This window comes from Nonomuraea soli (assembly GCF_013761175.1).
GTDB lineage: Bacteria > Actinomycetota > Actinomycetes > Streptosporangiales > Streptosporangiaceae > Nonomuraea > Nonomuraea soli.
Window position 1 is genome coordinate 240,278 of sequence record NZ_JACDUR010000004.1, and the last position, 19,813, is coordinate 260,090.

18 protein-coding genes are annotated in these 19,813 nt (G+C 69.3%); 7 read left to right on the forward strand and 11 right to left on the reverse strand.

All coding sequences use genetic code 11. The annotated features are described in order from the left end of the window. Positions 1 to 3: 3 nt before the first annotated feature. Both HNR30_RS19575 and HNR30_RS19580 read right to left on the reverse strand, forming a co-directional pair. A complete protein-coding gene (locus HNR30_RS19575) occupies positions 4 to 342 on the reverse strand; it encodes an STAS domain-containing protein (protein WP_181611355.1) in 339 nt (112 codons plus the stop codon). A 47-nt stretch (positions 343 to 389) separates the two neighbouring features. Next, positions 390 to 1,832, reverse strand: a complete 1,443-nt coding sequence (locus HNR30_RS19580; RefSeq protein WP_312894508.1) for an LCP family protein — start codon at positions 1,830 to 1,832, stop codon at positions 390 to 392. A 63-nt stretch (positions 1,833 to 1,895) separates the two neighbouring features. On the opposite strand from HNR30_RS19580, the gene HNR30_RS19585 reads away from it, so the two are divergent. Then, positions 1,896 to 2,906: a glycosyltransferase family 2 protein gene (locus HNR30_RS19585; RefSeq protein ID WP_181611357.1), complete on the forward strand. Its 1,011-nt coding sequence runs from the start codon at positions 1,896 to 1,898 to the stop codon at positions 2,904 to 2,906. Here HNR30_RS19585 and HNR30_RS19590 read toward each other — a convergent pair. Together HNR30_RS19590 and HNR30_RS19595 are read right to left on the reverse strand one after the other, a co-directional pair. Beyond that, positions 2,869 to 4,587 (reverse strand): CDP-glycerol glycerophosphotransferase family protein, encoded by a 1,719-nt coding sequence (locus HNR30_RS19590; RefSeq protein ID WP_181611358.1) that lies wholly within the window; start codon positions 4,585 to 4,587, stop codon positions 2,869 to 2,871. The genes HNR30_RS19585 and HNR30_RS19590 overlap by 38 nt on opposite strands. A gap of 4 nt (positions 4,588 to 4,591) precedes the next feature. Next, positions 4,592 to 5,998, reverse strand: a complete 1,407-nt coding sequence (locus HNR30_RS19595) for a bifunctional cytidylyltransferase/SDR family oxidoreductase (RefSeq protein ID WP_181611359.1) — start codon at positions 5,996 to 5,998, stop codon at positions 4,592 to 4,594. 84 nt (positions 5,999 to 6,082) lie between these two features. Between HNR30_RS19595 and HNR30_RS19600 the strand changes: the two genes are divergently transcribed. Both HNR30_RS19600 and HNR30_RS49345 read left to right on the forward strand, forming a co-directional pair. After that, complete coding sequence (locus tag HNR30_RS19600) at positions 6,083 to 7,501, forward strand: CDP-alcohol phosphatidyltransferase family protein (protein WP_281389726.1); 1,419 nt, start codon at positions 6,083 to 6,085, stop codon at positions 7,499 to 7,501. Beyond that, a complete protein-coding gene (locus HNR30_RS49345; RefSeq protein WP_181611360.1) occupies positions 7,498 to 8,100 on the forward strand; it encodes a DUF5941 domain-containing protein in 603 nt (200 codons plus the stop codon). The genes HNR30_RS19600 and HNR30_RS49345 overlap by 4 nt, the downstream gene beginning before the upstream one ends. Positions 8,101 to 8,660: 560 nt before the next feature. Here the strand turns inward: HNR30_RS49345 and HNR30_RS19610 are convergent. From HNR30_RS19610 to HNR30_RS19620, 3 genes are all read right to left on the reverse strand, one after another. Continuing rightward, on the reverse strand, positions 8,661 to 8,951 hold the full coding sequence (locus HNR30_RS19610; protein ID WP_181611361.1) for an RpnC/YadD family protein: 291 nt from the start codon (positions 8,949 to 8,951) through the stop codon (positions 8,661 to 8,663). Continuing rightward, entirely contained in the window at positions 8,948 to 9,877 is a 930-nt protein-coding gene (locus HNR30_RS19615; protein ID WP_181611362.1) for an RpnC/YadD family protein, read from the reverse strand. Before HNR30_RS19615 ends, HNR30_RS19610 begins: the two co-directional genes overlap by 4 nt. Before the next feature lie 72 nt (positions 9,878 to 9,949). Further along, positions 9,950 to 11,179 carry a GNAT family N-acetyltransferase gene (locus HNR30_RS19620; RefSeq protein WP_312894510.1) on the reverse strand — a complete coding sequence of 410 codons (1,230 nt, stop codon included), beginning with the start codon at positions 11,177 to 11,179 and terminating at the stop codon, positions 9,950 to 9,952. A 162-nt stretch (positions 11,180 to 11,341) separates the two neighbouring features. Here HNR30_RS19620 and HNR30_RS19625 point away from each other — a divergent pair, with 162 nt between their 5' ends. The 4 genes from HNR30_RS19625 to HNR30_RS19640 all read left to right on the forward strand — a co-directional run bounded on the left by HNR30_RS19625 (position 11,342) and on the right by HNR30_RS19640 (position 15,047). Beyond that, on the forward strand, positions 11,342 to 12,085 hold the full coding sequence (locus HNR30_RS19625) for a phosphocholine cytidylyltransferase family protein (protein ID WP_181611363.1): 744 nt from the start codon (positions 11,342 to 11,344) through the stop codon (positions 12,083 to 12,085). Between the two features lie 95 nt (positions 12,086 to 12,180). Beyond that, positions 12,181 to 13,239 carry an iron-containing alcohol dehydrogenase family protein gene (locus tag HNR30_RS19630; RefSeq protein ID WP_181611364.1) on the forward strand — a complete coding sequence of 353 codons (1,059 nt, stop codon included), beginning with the start codon at positions 12,181 to 12,183 and terminating at the stop codon, positions 13,237 to 13,239. Further along, positions 13,217 to 13,984 (forward strand): CDP-alcohol phosphatidyltransferase family protein, encoded by a 768-nt coding sequence (locus HNR30_RS19635; RefSeq protein ID WP_181611365.1) that lies wholly within the window; start codon positions 13,217 to 13,219, stop codon positions 13,982 to 13,984. Before HNR30_RS19630 ends, HNR30_RS19635 begins: the two co-directional genes overlap by 23 nt. Positions 13,985 to 14,165: 181 nt before the next feature. Beyond that, positions 14,166 to 15,047, forward strand: coding sequence for a glycosyltransferase family 2 protein (locus HNR30_RS19640; RefSeq protein WP_281389727.1), 882 nt, complete (start codon positions 14,166 to 14,168; stop codon positions 15,045 to 15,047). Here the strand turns inward: HNR30_RS19640 and HNR30_RS19645 are convergent. The 4 genes from HNR30_RS19645 to HNR30_RS19660 form a co-directional block, all read right to left on the reverse strand. After that, the gene (locus tag HNR30_RS19645) at positions 15,044 to 15,781 is read right to left on the reverse strand and encodes an acetoacetate decarboxylase family protein (RefSeq protein WP_181611367.1); all 738 of its coding nucleotides are present in this window, start codon (positions 15,779 to 15,781) and stop codon (positions 15,044 to 15,046) included. The two genes, HNR30_RS19640 and HNR30_RS19645, sit on opposite strands and share 4 nt — an antisense overlap. Further along, complete coding sequence (locus HNR30_RS19650) at positions 15,766 to 16,758, reverse strand: glycosyltransferase family 4 protein (RefSeq protein ID WP_181611368.1); 993 nt, start codon at positions 16,756 to 16,758, stop codon at positions 15,766 to 15,768. Before HNR30_RS19650 ends, HNR30_RS19645 begins: the two co-directional genes overlap by 16 nt. Before the next feature lie 49 nt (positions 16,759 to 16,807). After that, positions 16,808 to 17,959 carry an acyltransferase family protein gene (locus HNR30_RS19655; RefSeq protein ID WP_181611369.1) on the reverse strand — a complete coding sequence of 384 codons (1,152 nt, stop codon included), beginning with the start codon at positions 17,957 to 17,959 and terminating at the stop codon, positions 16,808 to 16,810. A gap of 123 nt (positions 17,960 to 18,082) precedes the next feature. After that, a complete protein-coding gene (locus tag HNR30_RS19660) occupies positions 18,083 to 19,678 on the reverse strand; it encodes an LCP family protein (protein ID WP_181611370.1) in 1,596 nt (531 codons plus the stop codon). Positions 19,679 to 19,813 lie beyond the last annotated feature (135 nt).

Here is a 19,813-nt window from a genome sequence, read left to right on the forward strand (position 1 = left end):
CCGTCAGGCCGCCGCGTCCAGGGCTTCGCGCATCGAGCGCGTCGTCCGGAAGTGCCCGTCGAGGTTGGTGATGGTCAGCAGCCGCTCGATCATCCCGGGCCCGACCACCAGCACCAGCGAGCCTCCCGCGTGCCGTACCCGCTGGAGCGTGCGCACCAGGAGCCCGAGCCCGGAGGAGTCGCAGAACGGCACCTCGCTCAGATCGAGGACGAGATGAGGAGGTTCCCCGGCCGGCCACGCCTGATCGATGAACGCTCGCACCCGCGGGACCGCGAGGTGGTCCAGCTCGCCGTGGAGCTGGAAGACAGTACAGGGGCTCTCCTGCTTCATCTGGACAACCATGGCTCTACCTCCGAACCAGGAGCTGCCCTAATTGAGAGGTTGTATGCCTATTTCTTGCAGATATTCTGACTTGCTGTTCGAGTCGCCGGAGCGGTCGAGGTGGGACCAGGGGTCGGCGTTACGGTGACTTTGACCTTGCGCACCTTGGGCTGGTCGGTGCCGAGCACCAGCTCGACGCCCTGGACGTCGGTCTGCTTCAGCTCCGCGCCCGGAATCGCCGCCGCCAGGGTGCGGGCGGAGTCTTCGCGTCCCGCGCCGTAGCGGATGACGGTCTTGGTGAAGTCCTTGCGCGCGGTGTTGCCCGCCGTCTCGGGCACCAGGAATCCCGCGCCCAGCAGCGCGTCGCGGGTGCGCGCGCCCATGCCCTGGATGTCGGTGCCGTTGAGCACCCGCACCTGGATGCGCTCGGGCGGCACGGTCAGCGGAGGAGCGCTGGGCGAGGCCGACGCCGACGCCGAGGGCGACGGCTGGGCGGGCTCGGCGACGTCCTGGTCCGCCTTGATCCTGCCGAACAGCTGGGCGGCGCCGTCCTTGTCCCACAGCACCGCCGACTCGCCGGTCGGGGTCTTGAAGTCGACGTCCGAGATCGGGATCTGGGCGAACCTCACGTTGTCGAGCGAGGTGTCGCGCAGCTGGGTGACCAGGGCGTTCAGGTCCTTCTGCGGGTCGATCTTGACGCTCGCCTGCACGCTCTGGATGAACTTGCCCAGCGCGGCGGGATCGGTCAGGGTCTGCGGGCTGAGCACCTTGTCGAGCAGGGCCGACATGACCTGCTGCTGGCGGTCGATGCGGTCGAGGTCGGAGCGCACGGTGGCGCGGGTGCGGGCGTAGAAGAGCGACTGCACGCCGTCGAGCTGGTGGGTGCCCGCCGCCAGATTGAACTTGATCTTCTGGTCGTTGATCGGCACCGGAGTGCAGACCGTGATGCCCTTGACGGCGTCGACCACGTCGATGAAGCCCAGGACGTTGACCTCGACATAGAGGTTGATGGGCAGGCCGGTGGCCTCCTGGACGGTCTTGACCGTCAGCTTCGGGCCGCCGAGCTGGTAAGCCGAGTTGATCTTGTGGTCACCCTTGCCCGGCACCTTCACCCAGGTGTCGCGCGGCAGGCTGACCACGGTGACCTTGCTGTGGTCCTCCGACAGATGGATGATCATCATCGTGTCGGTGCGCTGGCCCACCTCGCGGCCCAGCTTCAGCTGGCGCTGGTCGCGCCGCGACAGGTCGTCGCGCTTGTCGACGCCGACGAGCAGGATGTTCATCGCGCCCTCGGACTGGATGCCGGACGCGCCCGCGTCGACCGAGCCGAAGCCGCTCAGGCCGTACGTGGAGGTCGCCCACACCGCGCCGCTGCCGATCAGCACGACGCCCGACATCGCACCGGCGAGGATCAGGTTGCGCCGGCGCCTTCGCGGAGCCTTGCGCGGGGAGCGTGGGATGGTGACCCCGCCGTAGGCGTCGCCGCCCACATGCACACCACCGTCATCCACGCGCGCCCCCCGTTGGAGAAGGTTGCCCAACCACCCTGCTCGTACAGTAGCGTGAGCCCCGCTATGAAGCAGTTCCCCGACGCGCCGTCCACGCAGACCGGACTCTGGCCTCCCGTCTCCGTGATCATGCCCGTCCTCAACGAGGAGCGCCACCTCGACGAGGCCGTGACCATGGTCCTGTCGCAGGATTACCCAGGCCAGATCGAGGTCGTCCTGGCCGTGGGTCCCTCCCACGACCGCACCCAGGAGGTGGCCGACGCGATCGCAGCCCGCGATCCGCGCGTCACCGTGGTGCCCAACCCGACCGGCCGCACCCCCAACGCCCTCAACGCCGCGATCGCCGCCACGACCTGCGAGATCATCGCCAGGGTCGACGGCCACGCGATGCTGCCCTCCGACTACCTGAAGGTCGCGGTCGAGACGCTGCGCGAGACCGGCGCCGACAACGTCGGCGGCGTCATGGCCGCCGAGGGCGTCACCGCCTTCGAGCAGGCCGTCGCACGCGCGATGACCTCCAAGATCGGGGTGGGCGCCGCCGCCTTCCACGTGGGCGGCACGGCGGGACCCGCCGACACCGTCTACCTCGGCGTGTTCAGGCGCTCGGCGCTGCTGCGGGTCGGCGGCTACGACGAACACTTCCAGCGGGCGCAAGACTGGGAGATGAACCACCGCATCCGCCAGACCGGCGGCCTGGTGTGGTTCCAGCCGCGCATGCGCGTGTCCTACCGGCCGCGCCCCAACGTCAAGGCGCTGGCCAAGCAGTACTTCCACTACGGCCGCTGGCGGCGCGTGGTGGCGCGCACCCACGAGGGCACGATCAACCTGCGCTACCTGGCCCCGCCCGGCGCGGTGCTGGCGATGCTGGCCGGGCTGCTCGTGTCGCCGTGGTTCCCGCTCGGCCTGATCATCCCCGGCGGCTACCTGCTGGCGATCGGCGCGGGCACCGTGCTGACCGGCAGCGGCCTGCCTTCCGGGGTGAAGGCCAGGCTCATGCTCGTCTACATCACCATGCACCTCTCCTGGGGCTGGGGTTTCCTCACCAGCCCTCGAAAGCTCTCTCGACCGACCTCCTGAAGCGCGTCAGCGCGTCCGGGTAGTCGGGTCCGAGCTGGTAGGTGCGCAGCTTGCGGCGGGCCTCGGCCAACGTGTCGGGCCCGTCCAGCAGCACGTCGAGGCCCTCCAGGTCCTGGCCGATCAGCACACCCGCCTCCGAGCTCGGATAACGCTCGGCGAAGGCGCGGTCGGGCATGCCCGACACGTTGGTGACCGCGTACGGCTTGCCGCTGGCCAGGAAGTCGGAGACGACGCTGGAGATGTCGCCGATCATCACGTCGGCGTTGTTGAAGCACTCGTAGAGGTGCGGCTGCTGCCCGGCGACGATCAGGTGGGTGATGCGCGAGCCCGCCCCGCCCGACGACGGGTGACGGGCCTTGGCGTTGGCCAGGTTGGCCGACTCCAGCATGGCGACGATCTTCTTGCCCGCCCGCCTGGCCGCCTTGTCGCGGTGCCCGGTCAGCGGGTGCGGCTTGTAGATCACCCGCACCCCGCGCTCCAGGAGCGCCTTGACCAGGCGCGGGCCCATCGTCGTGAGCGACGTGTGGTACAGGTCGTCGGTCCAGCCCTCCCACGTGGGGGCGTACAACACCGTCATGTACGGCAGGGCGGGCCCTTCATGGGAGACCCCGTCGAGCTGCGGCCTGCCCACCTCGTGGACGTTCTCGTCACGCACCCCCACCCTGGCCTTCCGATAGCGGTCGCGCCCGGCGGGACCCGCCACCCACACCTCGTCGTAGACCTTGGAGAACGGGTTGAACGAGGCCTCCTTGTCGCTGTCGCCGTGGCCGATGAACGCGCTGCGCATGCCCTGGATGCGCAGCATGTGGATGTTCTTGCCCACGTTGGCGACGTAGAGGCACAACCGGGCGCTGGACAGCGCGTGGAAGCCCATGAGGTCGGCCGACGACGGGATGCACACGACCGGCAGGGAGGTCGCGCCCAGCAGCTCGGCGATGCCCCGCTCGCGCAGCACCACGATCGTGCGCCGGCCGGCCCGCTCCATTGTCCCGAGCCACATGCGCACCTGGTAGGCGCCCTGCGGCACGCCGGAGAAGTAGAGGACCACCTCCGGCTCGTACGCCCTGACCTGGCGCTCCACGACCTCCAGGACCCTCGCCGCGTTCGTGAGCGGCTCCGCCCGCCGTACGTAGGGGAGCAGGGCGGCCGAGCCCGCCAGGCCCAGCAGCAACGCCACGCCCGCGCCGACCGCCCCGGCCGTCGCGCTCACCGCGGCGCCCAGCACGGGCAGCGCGTCCAGGTAGAGGAAACGCACCCCCCGGTAGTTGGTGAGGAACTCGGGAGGCTCCGAGGGGATCCGCAGCTCGGAGACGTCGAGGTTGCGCGTCGTCACGGGCATCTGCGCCAGCGTGTGGCGCAGCCGTACGGCCAGGCCCGTCTGGACCGCGCGCACCCCGTGCATCGCGAACAGCCCGGCGGCCAGGGCGATGAACCACGGCGAGTCGGCGCCGGCCGTCCTGGCCACCAGCAGCAGCGCCGCCATCTCGCGGATCGTGAACCGCAGCGTCGCGCCCAGATGCACCTTCGACAGCACGGCCAGGAAGGAGCGGGGCGCGACGAGTTCGGCGGCGTAGGAGACCACGGCGACCGCGGCGAACCACAGCGGCGACGGCCACAGGGCGGTGATCAGCAACAGCGGATACACGCCCAGCAGCACGGCGATCGCACAGAGTCTCCTCATGTGATCACACGGTAATCGCCCCATCCAGCCGAACATCGACGACCTGGCCGGTGAGGTCGGAAATCAGTACATCGATGGAGGTCTGGGCCACCGCGCGAGGCGAGAGCAGCGTGTGCGCCGGCTCCTCGCCGAAGGCCCGCTCCCGCATCGGCGTGCTCGTGCGCTCCGGGTTGACGCAGTTGACCCTGATGCCGTCGCTCGCCCACTCGTCGGCCAGGGCCTGGGTCAGGTTGACCACCGCCGCCTTGGTCGAGGAGTAGATGCTGTAGTCGGCGCGGCCCCTGGTGTACGACGAGGAGGTGTAGAGCAGCAGCCTGCCGCGCGTGTCACGAAGGTACGGGTAGGCGGCGCGGGCCACGTTGACCGGGCCCAGGTAGTTGACGCCGACCGTCTCGGCGATCGTCTCCTCGCTGGACTCGGCCAGCTTGCCCATGTGCAGCACGCCCGCCGTGTTGACCACGTAGTCGGCGCGGCCCACCGCGGCCAGGGCCTTGGCGACGCTGTCGTAGTCCTCCACCCTGGTGTCGTTCTGGGTACGGGAGAAGGAATGCACGGTCGCGCCGTAGCCGCGCGCCAGCTCCACCACATCGGCGCCGATGCCGTACGAACCCCCGAAGACCACCACGGTCTTGCCCGCCAGCGCCTCGCGGTAGGCGAAACTCGACGGCAGCGGCGCGGTCACCGCGGTCAGCTGGAAGAGCTTGTCGGCGATGTGCACGTCGACCGGATGCGTGACCTTGATGTTGTGCTCGCTGCCCGGAACGATGTAGATCGGCACGTCGGGCAGGTAACGCAGCACCACACCGCAGTCGTCGGTCGCGGGATGCTTGTCGAAGTCCGCGTCGGCGAAGGCCCGCTCGTAGGCCTCGCGGATCACGCTGAGCCTGAAGCACTGCGGCGTCTGGCCCCTGCGCAGCCGCGACCGGTCGGGGATGTCGCGGATGATCTCACCGCGCGGCCCCGGCGCCGCCACCACGATCGTGTCCGAGCTCGGGATCGCGACGTCGACCGCCTCGTACAACTTCAGCGCCTGGACGCACTCGGTGATGATCGAAGGCTTCAGCAGCGGACGGACCGCGTCGTGCAGCAGCACGTTGCACTCCTGCGGCCCCAGCGCCTTCAGCGCCCGCCAGGTCGTCTCCGTACGGCTGGCGCCGCCCTCCAGCACCTGGCTGACCTTGCCGAACCCGGACCTGGCCACGAGCTCCTCGGCCTCGCCCGCGAAGCCGGGCGTCATCAGGACGATGATCTCGTCGATCTCCGGTGCGCCGTTGAACAGGGCGAGAGTGTGCTCCAGGATCGTCTTGCCGGCAATCTTGATGAGCTGTTTGGGCGTGTTCAGCCCGATCCGTTGCCCCACCCCTCCGGCAAGGACGACGGCCACGGAGCGAAGTCGAGAATCGCCAGTCATACGGCGAGGGTAACGGGGCTTTCGGGGGTTGCCTCGCTACGCTGTGTTCACGCACTCCCTCGCGACCGGGAGGAGACCTGCGCTTTGCCGGAACAGATGACCCGCGAGAGCACCACCACCGCCGCGGTGGTCCTGGCCACCACACCCGCCTGCCGGCTCGCCTGCGCCGACGGCACCCTAGTCGACCGGCTGAGCGGCCAGCTGGGCGAACTACCCGTCCGTGAGGTGCACATCGTGCCCTCGGGCGGCGGCCTGGCCGACGACCTGCGAGCCGTCGCCCAGCTCGCCCGCCTGACCCACGGCCCCGTCGTCGTGCTGCCCGCCGACATCGTCGCGCACACCGAGTCGCTCGCGCTCCTGCTCGAGCACCCGTCGCACGACACCGCCGCCCTCGTCTCGCCCGACCGCCCGCCAGGGCCCCTGCACCCGCCCGTACGGCTGCAAGGCGGGCGGGTCGCCGCCGCGGGCAGCTCCTTCCACACCGTCCCCGAGGCCAACGCGACCTTCCTGTCCGTGCTCCAGGTCGGCGAGGCCGACCTCGGCTGCCTGGCCGACATCTCCGACGAGCTCGCCGACCTCGTCGCCGCCGGACGCCTCGGCCCCGTCACCGCCATCGAGGCCACCGACCTGCTCCTCGTCGGCCTCGTCCGCTCCGGCGTCGGCGTACGCGCCGCCCAGATCGGACCCCTGCACTGCGGGCGCGTCACCGGGCAGAGCGGCGTCGACTCCGCCGTCACCCGCCTCGCCGACGTCGACGAGGCCCGCGTACGGCTCGACACCGCGGTCAAGACCGACGACGGCTTCTTCGCCACCCACTTCGTCTCGTCATGGAGCAAACCGCTGGTACGGCTCGCGGCCCGGCTCAAGCTGAAGCCCAACTCCGTCACCGGGATCTCGATCGGCCTCGCCGTCCTGGCAGCCGTATGGTTCACCTACGGCGCACGCTGGGCGCAAGTGCTCGGCGGGGTGCTGTTCTACCTGTCGTTCGTGCTCGACTGCGTCGACGGGCAGCTGGCGCGCTACACCCGCGAGTTCACCCCGCTGGGCGCGTGGGCCGACGCCATGGCCGACCGGTTCAAGGAATACCTCGTCTACGCCGGCCTCGCCATCGGCTACGCGGCCGGCCTCGGCAACCCCGACGGCATCTGGTACCTGGCCGTCGGCGCGATGATCCTCCAGGTCACCCGGCACACCGTCGACTTCTCCTTCGCCGGGGCAGTCTCCGACGCCGCCCGCGTCGGCGCCGCCTGGGCCCGGCCGCCCCGCTCCCTCATGGAACCCGCCGACCAGGGACCCCACGGCATCCGGGCCCGCCTCGAACGCGACACACTCACCCGATGGCTGAAGAAGATGATCGTCCTGCCGATCGGCGAGCGCACCGCGCTCATCGCCATCACAGCCGCCGTCTTCAACGCCCGCGTCACCTTCCTGTCACTGCTCGGCTGGGGGGCCGTAGCGCTGCTCTACCAGCTCATCGGGCGGATCGAGAGGGCCTCGACATGATCTCCGTGCACATGACGCCCATCCCGCGCAGCTCCGTCGTCGCCTACCGCGACGACGGGCCCATCTCACGGGCCATGGGATTCATGGTCGCCGGGCAACTACCCCCGCTGCCGCCCCTCGTCGTCGCGGCGTTCGTCATCGGCGTGCTGATGGTGATCGGGATCGCCGGGTCCAACGACTGGGCCGTGCTGGCGCTCGCGATGACACTCTTGCTCGCGGGGCCGGGCAGCTCACACCCCCACGACGGGCGCTACGACTGGATGGCGCCGCCGCTGTTGCGGGGGATCGAGTACATCTGCATCGCGGCGGTGGGATTCGCGCACGAGGTGGGACCGCTGTGGATCTTCGCGTTGCTGGGGGCGATGGCGTTTCACCACTACGACCTGGTGTATCGGCTCAGGCAGAGGGTCTACCCGCCGCCCTGGCTGTCGACGTTCGGGCTGGGATGGGACGGGCGGATGATCGCCGTCTCGCTGGGAGTCGTGGCGGGGTGGCCCACGGTGGGGTTCGGGGTGCTGGCGGCGTATTTGTGGGTGTTCTTCGGGTGGGAGAGCCTGACGTGCTGGCTGGCGGCGCCTCGGGGGGAGCGGCAGGGGTAGGTCTGCATCGTTCGGCACTCGTCAGGGGCTTTGTCGGTGCCTGGCTCGCTATGCGGCCCTCGTCATCTGCCGTCTCGCCAGCCCGCCTTGTCTCGCTAGCCCTTTCTAGCCCGCCCTCTCTCGCCAGTCCGCCCTCTGTCGCTAGCTCGCCCGCCCTCTAGCCCACCCTCCCTCTAGCCCACCCTCCTTCTACGCTCATCGCCGCGCGAAAGGTCCTCGCGAGCGGGCGCTGCGCACTTGCAGCTCGGGCTGTTCTCCCAGCCGCGCCAGGTCGCGGCCCCCGGTCGAGCTCGCTCCGCTCGCACGTCTCGCCCAAGGCCCGTGCTTCGCCCGGGCACCCCATGGTGAGGCGCCGGGTGAAGCCGGGCACTGTGGGCGGAGCAGTCATGCGAGCCCCGAGGCTAGCTCCCTGTGGGGCCGCGTGGCCTCGGGTCGACGGGGGTGTGCCGGAGTGCGCGAACCTTGGATGGAAATGCTCTGCTCGGTGAAGCTCCGCGGCCATTCTCGGGGCCGAGCGGCGTGGAGCTGCGCGGCCATTCCCGGGGCCGAGTGGCGTGGACTCAGACGGCTAGGACCTCGGCGGTGGTTGGGCATGTGAGAGCGCGGCGGATCCAGAGGTCAAGTTCGGCCAGATCCGTGCAGCCCTCGATGCGAGCGCGTTGCTCGGGTGACACGGTGAGGCCACGGGCTCCGAGCGTGATGAGCAGCGCTTCGACCTTGCCCTCGGCGCGTCCCTCGGCCTTGCCTTCAGCGCGGCCCTCTGCCCTGCCTTCTTCCCTGCCCTCGGTGCGGCCGATGCCCCGTTGTTCCTTCGCCATGTCGCTGTATGCGGGGATCTGGAGCCGCGTCACTGGACGACAGAACCCAGGACCTCGGCGGTTGTTGGGCATGTGAGAGCGCGGCGGATCCAGAGGTCAAGTTGGGCCAGATCCGTGCAGCCCTCGATGCGAGCGCGTTGCTCGGGTGACACGGTGAGGCCACGGGCTTCGAGCGTGATGAGCAGCGCTTCGACCTTGCCCTCGGCGCGTCCCTCGGCCTTGCCTTCAGCGCGGCCCTCTGCCCTGCCTTCGACTCGTCCCTCTTCCCTGCCCTCGGTGCGGCCGATGCCCCGTTGTTCCTTCGCCATGTCGCTGTATGCGGGGATCTGGAGCTTCATCGTCGCCTCCATGCGCTGCCTGATTGTCCGGGTGGCCTTGGCTGCCGCGTGTTCATAGTAATACGCCGCGTAGTCGCGAGGGAGGTGTGCCATCCCTCGGCAGAACGCCTCCGCCACGTCTGGCCGGTCTCCGTGGGCGATCACCGACAGGACGAACAGGGCGGGATCGGTCTCCATCATGGCGGGGTCGGTGATGGCGGGGATGTCGTCTGGTCCCACGAAGCAGATTTCCACCGACAGGGTGAGGCATCCCGACGTCACTGTGACCTCGCGGTCGAACTTCTTGTAGGTCGGGTCGGGTGTGAAGAAGACGATGTGGATCGGCTTGCGGTAGTGGAGCCACAGCGTGGCCGCGTAGCGGATCGTCTGATCCAGCTTGCCCTGGGTGATGCGGGTCTCGATCTCGCTGATGAGGGAGAAGCTGCGGTCGTGGATGGGGCCGCCGACGAGCACGGTGTCGGCGTAGCACGAGGTGGACACGCGGTCGTTGAGCTCGCCGTCGGTGGCTTGCACGGGGACGTCGGGGAGGGTGACGTGCCCGACGGTGCGCAGGAATCGTACGGCGAGCTCGGGATGTTCCCTGATCAGACTGTTGGCCGCGTCGTGGGAGGGGGTGGGCATGCCGAATATGTTCGGGCTTGGCTACACAGAGTGTCAACGCGATTTCGAAAATAGTAACGAGTTCTCGGTGGGTCAGTAGGGGAGGTAGTAGCTGAGGATGTCCGCGCTCAGTGGGGGGAACAGCGCGTGGAAGAGCTCTTTGTCCCTCGCGTACACGTCTGGGCGGAGGCGGGCCAGGCCTTCGGTTCCCAGGGGGCCGAAGAGTAGCGCCGGGAGGTAGTCGGGGGCGACTCCGATGCCGCCGGCGGATCCGGGGCTCTGCATGGCGCGGCCGGTGACGACCTCGCCGAGGCCGTTCTCCAGGACGGGCAGCCTGTAGTGCTTTCCGAAGGTGGAGATCACGATCTGCTCGCGCTCCAGGCCTGCTGCGGTGAGGCGCTGCCACAGGACGGGGCGTAGGTGGTTGAGGAGGGTCGCGGGGTCGGGGATGCGGACGTAGTACTGGTTCGCCTGGGTGTGGGGTTCCGGCTGGAGGTGCCGCTGCCAGGTGGTGCCGGTGACCGTACCGGATCGGTGGACGACGCGGACGCCCGCGTGGGCCGCCGAGGCGGCGCGCAGGAGGTCGGCGGCTGCCGCTTCGTCGGCCGCGGTGGCCTCGGCGAGGAGCACCTCGCCGTCGTCGGGCGGGGTGACGCGGGCGCAGGCGACCACGGTGCCGGAACGTTCGAGGACCCACAGGGTGCTGGAGTCGTGCGCCAGCAGCCAGCGCCAGCGGGGCGCGGGGTGCGGCATGGCGACGTCGAAGCGGCTCTGGGCCGCTTCCTGGAGGGCGATCATGGCGGGGATGTCGGCGGGCACGGCGGGCCGGAGGACGGAGCCGCCGGTGGGGGAGCCGGCGCCCTGCGAAGCACCGTCGCCCGTGCCTCGTACGGTGAGTGCCGGTGGGATGTCGATCGCGTACTCATACCCGAACACCCGATAGAAGTACGGAATCCCGATCATCACCTGCACGACCTGCCCCCGAGCCGCCGACCGCTCGTGGGCCCACGCCATGAGCGCCCTGACGAGCCCCCGCCCCTCGTAGGCCCGGTCCGTGGCGACCAGCTCGACCTGACCCGCGCCGAGCCGTACGGAGCCCACCCGGACGACCTCGTCCAGCAGCGTCGCCGTGGACACCACCCGGTCCCCGTCGACGACCACGGCGCAGGCGTCCCAGCCCACGTCGGGGTCCTCGACGACGAGCCGGTGGTCGAGGGCGTCGGCGGCGTCGCCGCGTTCGGTGAGGAGGGCGGTGATCTGGTCGAGGTCGGAGGGCCGTCCGGGACGCAAAATCAGGCCGTCGCCCAGGGGAGTCTCGGTCACGGCGGAGTACTATCGCACCGCCCGGTCCGCCCGTCCATCGGATTTCCACTCGACCGATCAGGGCCGCCTGGCAACTAACCTATGGACGTGGAGATTCTCCACGAATGCAATATCGAGCGGCCGAAGGCCTCTCGAAGCCTTTGGACCCTCCGGGAGTTTACGTTGCTGGGAATGGTGCTGGCCGCTGGGGCCGGACGACGGCTGCGGCCCTACACCGACACGCTGCCCAAGGCGCTCGTGCCGGTCGACGGCGACACCACGATCATGGACATCTCCATCCGCAACCTGGCCGCGGTCGGCCTGCGGGAGATCGTCATCATCGTCGGCTACCAGGCTCAGGCGGTCCATGAGCGCAAGGACGGCTTCGAGAAGCGCTACGGCGTCAAGCTCGAGCTCGTCCACAACGACAAGGCCGAGGAGTGGAACAACGCCTACTCCCTGTGGTGCGCGCGCGACTACTTTGCGCAGGGCGCGCTGCTCGTCAACGGTGACACCGTGCACCCGGTGAGCGTCGAGGAGACCCTGCTGGCCGCTCCGGAGACCAGCGACATCCTGCTCGCGGTCGACAACGTGAAGAAGCTGGCCGACGAGGAGATGAAGGTCACGCTCGACGGCGGCGACCTCAAGCGGATCACCAAGCTGATGGATCCGGCCGACGCCTACGGCGAGTACATCGGGGCGACGCTGATCCGGCCGGGTGCGGCCGAGCGGCTGGCCGACGCGCTGAAGACGACCTTCGAGGGCGACCCGCAGCTGTACTACGAGGACGGTTACCAGGTGATGGTCGACCGCGGCGAGAAGATCCACGTCGCGCCGATCGGCGATGTGAAGTGGGTCGAGGTCGACAACCACGACGACCTGGCCAAGGCGCGTCAGATCGCCGGCGGGTACGAGGCCGGCGCGTGACGCGCCGGCCCACCCGCCACGACGGCGGCGCGGCCGTCGTCATGAGTCCGACCGAAGTCCGCGACGCCGACGTCGCTTCCTGAGAGGGTGCGTAGATGCCGCTTCTCGCGAGGATGTTGCCCGCCCCCCTGACCATGGACGTACGGCGGGGCGCGGTCGCGCAGCTCGGCGCGGTCCTGGCCGACAGCCGGGTGGCCACCTCGGGCAGGGTCGCCGTGGCGGTCGGCCCCGGCCAGGGCGATGTGATCGAGGGCCTGATCGCCCCCACCCTCGCCGAGGCCGAGGTGTTCCGCGTGGCCGACGGCTCGGTCGACGCCGCCGTCTCGCTCGGCGCGGATCTGCGCAAGGGCGCCTACGAGGTGGTCGTGGGCGTGGGCGGCGGCCGTACGATCGACGCCACGAAGTACGCCGCCTCGCTGGCGGGCATCCCGATGGTGGCGGTGGCCACCAATCTCTCGCACGACGGCATCTGCTCGCCGACGGCCTCGCTCACCTACGAGGGCGGCAAGGGTTCCTTCGGCGTGCCGATGCCGCTGGCGATCCTGGTCGACCTGGATTTCGTGCACAACGCGCCCGAGTCGCTGGTGCGTTCCGGCGTCGGCGACGTGATCAGCAATCTGTCGGCGATCGAGGACTGGCAGCTGGGCAACGTCGAGCGTGGGGAGCCGATCGACGGCCTGGCCTGCTCGATGGCGCGCACGGCGGCGGAGGCGCTGGTGGGGCGGCGCGACTCGATCGAGTCCGACGCGTTCCTGACGGTGCTGGCGGAGTCGCTCATCCTGTCGGGCATGTCGATGGTGATCGCGGGGTCGTCGCGTCCTTCGAGTGGCGGTGACCATGAGATCCTTCATGCCGTGGATCAGCTTTTTCCCGGCACGTCCAACCATGGGGAGCTCGCCGGCATCGGCGCGGCCTTCTGCTTCTTCCTGCGGGAGGACCGGCAGCGCCTCGACCAGGTGAGCGACTGCCTGCGTCAGCACAAGCTGCCGCTGCTGCCGGATCACATCGGGCTGACCAACGAGCAGTTCACGCAGGCTGTGCTGTTCGCGCCTTCGACCCGTCCCGGCCGTTACACGATCCTCGAGCACCTGCGCCTGTCGGAGTCCGAGGTTCGGGATCGGGTGGAGGACTATGTCCGCACCGTCGGTAGCTGAGCTCCGGGCCGTCGCCCAGCCGGAGGGTCACCTCACGCGGCGCAACGGCGAGCACTGGGCGGGCGTGATGTACATGCGCCGCCTGTCGATCTACGTCACGTGGTTGCTGACCAAGACGTCGATCAGCCCCAACCAGGTCACCTGGATCATGACGTTCGCCGGCATTCTCGGCGGCGTCGTGCTGGCCTTCGACGGCCTGCTCGCCGCGGTCGGCTCGTTCCTGCTGATCCAGGTCTACCTGCTGCTCGACTGCTCCGACGGCGAGCTGGCCCGCTGGACGGGCAAGACCTCGCTGGCGGGCGTCTACCTCGACCGGGTGGGCGCGTACTTCACCGAGGCGGCGCTGCTGATCGGCCTGGGCTGGCGGGCGTCGCAGAGCCTGCCCGACTGGTACACCGTGCTCGGTTTCGCCGCCGCGCTGGGCGCGATCCTCATCAAGTCGGAGACCGATCTCGTCGACGTGGCCAGGGCGCGTGCGGGGCTGCCGGCCGCCACGGAGGCCAGCGCCGGCCAGATCAGGTCGGGTCTGCTGGCGCTGGGCCGGCGGATCGTGGGCTCGACCAAGTTCCACCGGATCGTGCAGCCGGTCGAACTCTCAATACTCGCCCTGATCACGGCCGTGATCGATATGGTGGTCGGCAACCTGACTGCGACGCGAGTGCTGACCGTGGCCTGTGTGGTCGCCGCCGCGCTGCAGGTGGTGCTTCACCTGGTGAGCATTCTCGCATCGAGGCGGTTGAGATGATCTGGAACCGGCCGGGGGGACTGTCCGTCGTACTGATCGGACGCCCGCGGTTCGGTGGGGGTTCACTGGCGGTTCCGATACTCTTGTCGACATCAATACCAGGACATAGTCAGACCAACAGACTCGGTGATCATGACAGAATGCCACGCCCGTGCTCTCGACGCGTCAAGGCGATGACCCGTTGAAGATCTCGTGCGTCGTCCTCACCATGGGAAACCGGGTCGCGGAGCTGAACCGGGCGGTCGAGTCCGCGCTGAACCAGATCGACGGCGACGTCGAGGTGGTGATCGTGGGCAATGGCGCCGACGTGCCCGAGCTGTCGGCTACGCCACCCGATGGCTCCTCGGCGACCGTCAAGACGGTCCGGCTGGAGGAGAACGTCGGCATTCCCGCTGGCCGTAACCGTGGTGTGGAAGAGTGCTCGGGCGATGTCGTGCTGTTCCTCGACGACGACGGCTGGTACGCCAACCAGAAGGTCGCCGCGCACGTGCGCGACCGGTTCGCGACCGAACCCGACCTCGCGGTGTTGTCCTTCCGGGTCATGGACCCTGAGGGCACCGGATCGCAGCGCCGCCACGTGCCGCGGCTGCGCGCGGGCGACCCCGAGCGTTCCTCGCCGGTGACCACGTTCCTCGGCGGCGCCTCTGCCGTACGGCGGAGCGCTTTCCTGCAGGTCGGCGGGCTTCCGGAGCGGTTCTTCTACGCCCACGAGGAGACCGACCTGGCCTGGCGGCTGCTGGGCGAGGGCTACCGCATCGAGTACGACGCCGAGACGGTCATGTACCACCCGTGGGTGCCGCCGACCAGGCACGACAACTTCTACCGGCTCAACGCGCGCAACCGCGTCTGGCTGGCCAGGCGCAACCTGCCGTGGCCGCTGGCGGCGCTCTACCTCATCGACTGGGTGGTGCTGACCCTCTTGCGTGAGCGGTCCGGCCAGGCGCTGAAGGCGTGGTTCGGCGGCTTCGTGGAGGGACTGCGCACTCCGGCGGGCGAGCGCCGCCCGATGGCGTGGCGCACCGCGTGGCGCATGGTGAAGCTGGGCCGCCCGCCGATCGTCTAGGCGCCCTCCCAGGCGGCGCCGTCCCAGACGGTGGCCTCGCCGAACTCCGCCGCGGCATGCCCTGTCACGCTGGTGAACAGGGCCCGCTTGGGCAGTCCGAGCTCGCTCAGCTCCTTGGCCACCGGATGGTTGCCCAGCCGGATCAGCGCCCCGCCCGGCCGTACCCTCGCCCCGGCGAAGGACGCCCTGGCGGGCACGGTGCGGGTCACCCCGTCCTGGTGGGTGTAGGCGGTCACGGGCATGAGCCCGCTGCCGCCCGGCATGGGCAGGCCCGGCCGCAGCAGCAGGTCGACCACCATGCGCCCGTCCTTGCGGACGATGCACCTCTTGTACGGCGAGGCGAGCCGCAGGTCGATCTCCGCCAGTTCCTTGGGGAAGCCCCAGATGCCGCGTCCCGCCGACAGGGTGAAGCCCTGGTCGACCGGCAGCCAGTGCACGAAGGCCCCGGCGTTCCTGATGTCGGACAGTCCGGGCGTGGCTTTCACGCCGGGTGGGCGGACCAGGAAGGTCACGCCGAACTCGTGGTAGGTGTCCAGGTCGCCGTCGCGGTAGTCGACGAAGACGAGCATGCAGACGGCCTTCCCGGGGAGGAACTCGGCGACGTCGAGGCCGGAGTAGGCCAGGACGGCGCGGGCGGAGTCGGCCCGTACGGCGTAGGCGGCTGTGCACACCGTCGCGTCGCGGATGCGCACCGGCATCTCGACGGTCCGGCCCTGGATCAGGTGCGATGCCATGCTTCAAGTACATCAACCGTGAGGCTCGGTGACCAGGAGAGTCCGGCGTATCTCTCCATCAGCCGCACGAAAGCCGGGGCGTGGTCGGGCCAGTCGTGGCGCAGCCGCGCCTCCACGTGGCCGCGGGTGCCCAGCAGGCCGCGCAGTCCGGGGTCCTCCTTGAGGTCCAGGACGGCCTGCAGGGCGGCCTCGACGTCGAGGGGCACGACCCGTCCGCAGCCGACGCGCTCGACGATCTCCTGCGGGGTGCTGACCACCGGGACCCCGCGCCCCATGTAGTCGAGGATCCTGGTCGGCAGCCCCTCGCGCCGGGTCAGCGACAGGCCCGCCAGCGCCCCCTCGGTCATCCTGAGGGCGTGCCGCAGCGGGACGTACCCGAACCAGTCCAGCAGCCCTTCCCGTTGCGCGTCGCGCAGCATGGGGCGCACGGCGGGGTCGGCGGCGCCGATGAGGTCGAGGCGAACGCCGTGCGGCGCCAGCCGCCTGGCCAGGCCGATGAGCTCGGCGACGCCGGACTCGGCCGACAGCCGGCCGAGATGGACCACCCTGGTGTCGCCCGGAGGCGGGGGAGACGGGGACACCAGGGTGGCCTCGGGAACGGAACCGGAGTCGACCACGTGGTGGCGACGGTGCGCACGCGCGGCTGTGAGCCTGTTCAGAGGCCCGTCCACGTGCTCGCGCATGTCCCAGACGACGGGAGGCCGTCGCAGCGGCAGGAGGCGCAGCAGGTCGATGTCGTGGGCGATGAGCAGGTCGGCGTCGCGGCAGCCGCGGCGAAGGGCGTGGCGGGCGGTGTTGAGCCCGCCGCCCCGCCGTACGTCGATGGCCCTGACCTTGGCGGTCGGGGTCACGTTGTAGAAGGAGAAGGGGGCGACATAGGTCACCTCGTGGCCCGCGTCGAGCAACGCCCTGATCTGCCTGTGCCTGATCCGGGCGTCCTCGGGGTGGTGGACGATCGTGGCGACGCATACCCGCATACGTCGATGCTGCGCTTTGTCCCCTTCGCTGACGTTAATGCGGGCGGAACTACGGCTTAACTTCCGCCGGAGGGGGCGCGGTCGACGGGCGGCGGTAGAGCCAGGTCAGCCTCGGCTCGATGATCCACTTGAAGACCGTGCGCGTGATCGGCAGGCACAGCACGATGGCCAGGGCGAAGGCGCTGGTGGCGATCGCCATCGCGCCCAGCGGCCCGTGGAGCCACGGCAGGTCGAGCAGGCCGGTCTCCTTGGCGATGAGCACCGGGATGCCGTGGAGCAGGTAGCAGTAGAGGGTGCGGGTGCCCAGGTCGGTGTACCAGGTCTCGCGGCGCGGTACGAGCGCCAGGAAGGCGAAGCAGACGGCCAGCGAGGCGCCCAGGATCGCCACGTGTTCCAGGAGGCCCATCCACCACGACAGGCCCATGTCCTTGTAGCTGTGCTTGAAGTAGAACGGCTTGAGCGAGAAACGCTTCAGGGAGATCAGCATCGCCACGCCGGCCGCGCCGAGCAGCGTGACCGCGGCCAGGATCTTGACCCAGCGGCGGTTGAGCCGGTCGAAGTGCTCCGGCTGCAGGGTCAGGCCGATGACGAAGAAGGGCATGAGGCCGAAGAAGCGGTCCATGCTGAACTCGCCGGAGATCTGCGAGAAGCCGGCGAACAGGTAGACGGCGATCGCCGCCGGGATCGGGAACTTCATGCGCTTCCACACCGGGGTGGAGAGCCGCCAGAACAGCAGCGCGACCAGGTACCAGTTCAGCCAGGCCGGGTCGATGATCGTCAGGCTCCACTTCTGCCCGAGGGCGGTGCGGAGCGCGGCGTAGCCCACCTCGACGATCACGTAGGGCACGAGGAAGGTGTCGACCAGCTTGTTGGTCTTGGCGTTGGAGTTCCAGAAGTTTCTGGACAGGTAGCCGCTGATGATGACGAACAGCGGCATGTGGAAGGTGTAGATGAAGATGTAGAGCGACCTGGACGAGTCGGCGTTGAGTGTGGGCACCAGGGAGTGCCCCACGACCACCGTCGCGATCAGCAGGAACTTGACGTTGTCCAGGTACGGCTCGCGGCCGCGCTTGGGCGGTGGTGCTTCCTGCTGCTCGGGCTCGGATTCCGGCTGGGGCTCCTGCCACTTGGTCCACAGGTCCCGGTCGTCGGGGCGAGCCGACTGCGCGGGGACCGCTGGAGAGTGTCGGGTGTCAGTCACGGAGGAAGACGCTCTTTCGGGGGATCAGCAGAACGGGCCTCCCTTTCAGGAGACCCGATCTAGCGTATCGTCCGGACTTGACTCCCACTTGCCCAAGCCTTGTTTCCACAGAAACCTTGCAGCTCAGGCGCACACGTTCTTCTGGTCGGCGGTGACGGTGTTGGCCTGGACGGCCTTGCTGGTGGTGGTCGGCACTCGTACGCCCTGGTAGTCGGCCCCGATGATCACCTGGACGATCGGGCCCTCCTTGACCTCGCCGGTCGCCTCGGGGGCCGTCACGCCCGCGCTGGGCGTGTAGGGGTTGAGGGTGGCGGGCTTGACCTTGGTCGCCTCGGCGGGCTTGGTGCCGCTCATCTTGGCCGCCGCGAGCTGGGCGTAGGGGGCGTCGGCCTCGGACTTGGCGGAGTAGAGCACCTTGGTCTTCCCGGCCTGCTCCTTGGTGTTGCCGATGCCGACGACCTTGAAGCCCCACTTGGTCAGCTCGTCGGCGACCCGCTGCGCCTCGCCCTGCCGGTCGGAGCCGTTGAGCACCTGGATGCGCACCTCCTGCGGCTTGACCGTGACCTTGGGCGCCGTGGCGGCCGGGCTCGGCTCGACCTCGATGTCCTGGGCGATCTGCTTGAACAGCTCGTTCGCCTCCGGCTGCTGCCACTGCACCCGGTTGGGGTCGGCCGGGTAGGCCACGACGGGCACCTTGATGAACTTGACTCCACTGGCGCTCAGCGACTTGGCGCTGGCGGCGATGTCGAGCAGCGTCTGCGGGTCGTTGGCGAGCTCGGGGTTCATGGTGACCGACTTGCCCGCCACCTTGATCAGTTCGAGCAGCTTGGCGGGGTTGGACAGCAGGCCCTCCTGGGTCACCTTCTTCACCATGTTGCTGAGGAGCTGCTGCTGGCGGGTGATGCGCTGCAGGTCGCTGCCGTCGCCGTAGTGGCGCAGGCGCATCACGGCCAGCGCCTGGTTGCCGGTGAGCAGGTGGTTTCCGGCGGTGATGTTGAGCTTGGAGTTCTTGTCCTGGACGGGCTGCTTGAAGCAGAACGACACGCCGTCCATGGCGTCGATGATGTTCTTGAAGCCGGTGAAGTCGACCTCGACGAAGTGGTCGATCGCGATGCCGGTGAGCACCTGGATCGTCTCGATCGTGCACGTGATGCCGCCGGTGTTGTAGGCGGAGTTGATCATGTCGGTGCGGCCCGCCTGGACGGCGCCGTTCTCCGCCTTGCACTGCGGGATCTGCACCATCGAGTCGCGGGGGAGGCTCAGCACCTGCACCTTGTCGCGGCTCGGGGAGATGTGCATCAGCAGGATCGTGTCGGTGCGCTTGCCGCCCGCGTCGGCCTGGCGCGACAGGGCCCTGCCGTACTTGGCGTTGTCGCCCTCGCGGGTGTCGGAGCCGACGATCAGCACGTTGAGCGCGCCGGTCTGGTTCACCGGGGCCTTGTTGATCAGGTCTTTCTTGAAGTCCTTGGTGTTCACCGCGCCGAACGCGTCGCGGTAGAGCCAGTAGGCCGTGAGCGAGGTGCCCACCATGATCACGGTGAGCGCGATGCTGACCCAGGCGAGGACCCGCATCTTGCCGGGGCCTTCCGGCTGCTTGGCGCGGCGGCCTCGTGGCGGCAGGTCGTCGGGGGGCGGCGGAGCGGAGGCACGGTGGGAACGGCCCGGCTGGGTGGGCGCCACGCGGCGATCCTGGACGGACACGCCTCGATAGTCACTCATACAACCATTCCTCTGCGCACACGGCCCTCCTCGTCCCGAAGATCGCCAGGCCGCTTACGCTGGCTCGGTCGCTCGGTCATCCGCGCCATGAGAGTAAGTCACCCGCGGCGCGCCCGTCGCCATGATCGAAGGAAA

Coding starts and splice junctions, on each gene's coding strand:
- HNR30_RS19575 (WP_181611355.1), bottom strand. CDS start 342: ATGGTTGTCCAGATGAAGCAGGAGAGCCCCTGTACTGTCTTCCAGCTC.
- HNR30_RS19585 (WP_181611357.1), top strand. CDS start 1,896: ATGAAGCAGTTCCCCGACGCGCCGTCCACGCAGACCGGACTCTGGCCT.
- HNR30_RS19590 (WP_181611358.1), bottom strand. CDS start 4,587: ATGAGGAGACTCTGTGCGATCGCCGTGCTGCTGGGCGTGTATCCGCTG.
- HNR30_RS19595 (WP_181611359.1), bottom strand. CDS start 5,998: ATGACTGGCGATTCTCGACTTCGCTCCGTGGCCGTCGTCCTTGCCGGA.
- HNR30_RS49345 (WP_181611360.1), top strand. CDS start 7,498: ATGATCTCCGTGCACATGACGCCCATCCCGCGCAGCTCCGTCGTCGCC.
- HNR30_RS19615 (WP_181611362.1), bottom strand. CDS start 9,877: ATGCCCACCCCCTCCCACGACGCGGCCAACAGTCTGATCAGGGAACAT.
- HNR30_RS19630 (WP_181611364.1), top strand. CDS start 12,181: ATGCCGCTTCTCGCGAGGATGTTGCCCGCCCCCCTGACCATGGACGTA.
- HNR30_RS19635 (WP_181611365.1), top strand. CDS start 13,217: ATGTCCGCACCGTCGGTAGCTGAGCTCCGGGCCGTCGCCCAGCCGGAG.
- HNR30_RS19645 (WP_181611367.1), bottom strand. CDS start 15,781: ATGGCATCGCACCTGATCCAGGGCCGGACCGTCGAGATGCCGGTGCGC.
- HNR30_RS19650 (WP_181611368.1), bottom strand. CDS start 16,758: ATGCGGGTATGCGTCGCCACGATCGTCCACCACCCCGAGGACGCCCGG.
- HNR30_RS19660 (WP_181611370.1), bottom strand. CDS start 19,678: ATGAGTGACTATCGAGGCGTGTCCGTCCAGGATCGCCGCGTGGCGCCC.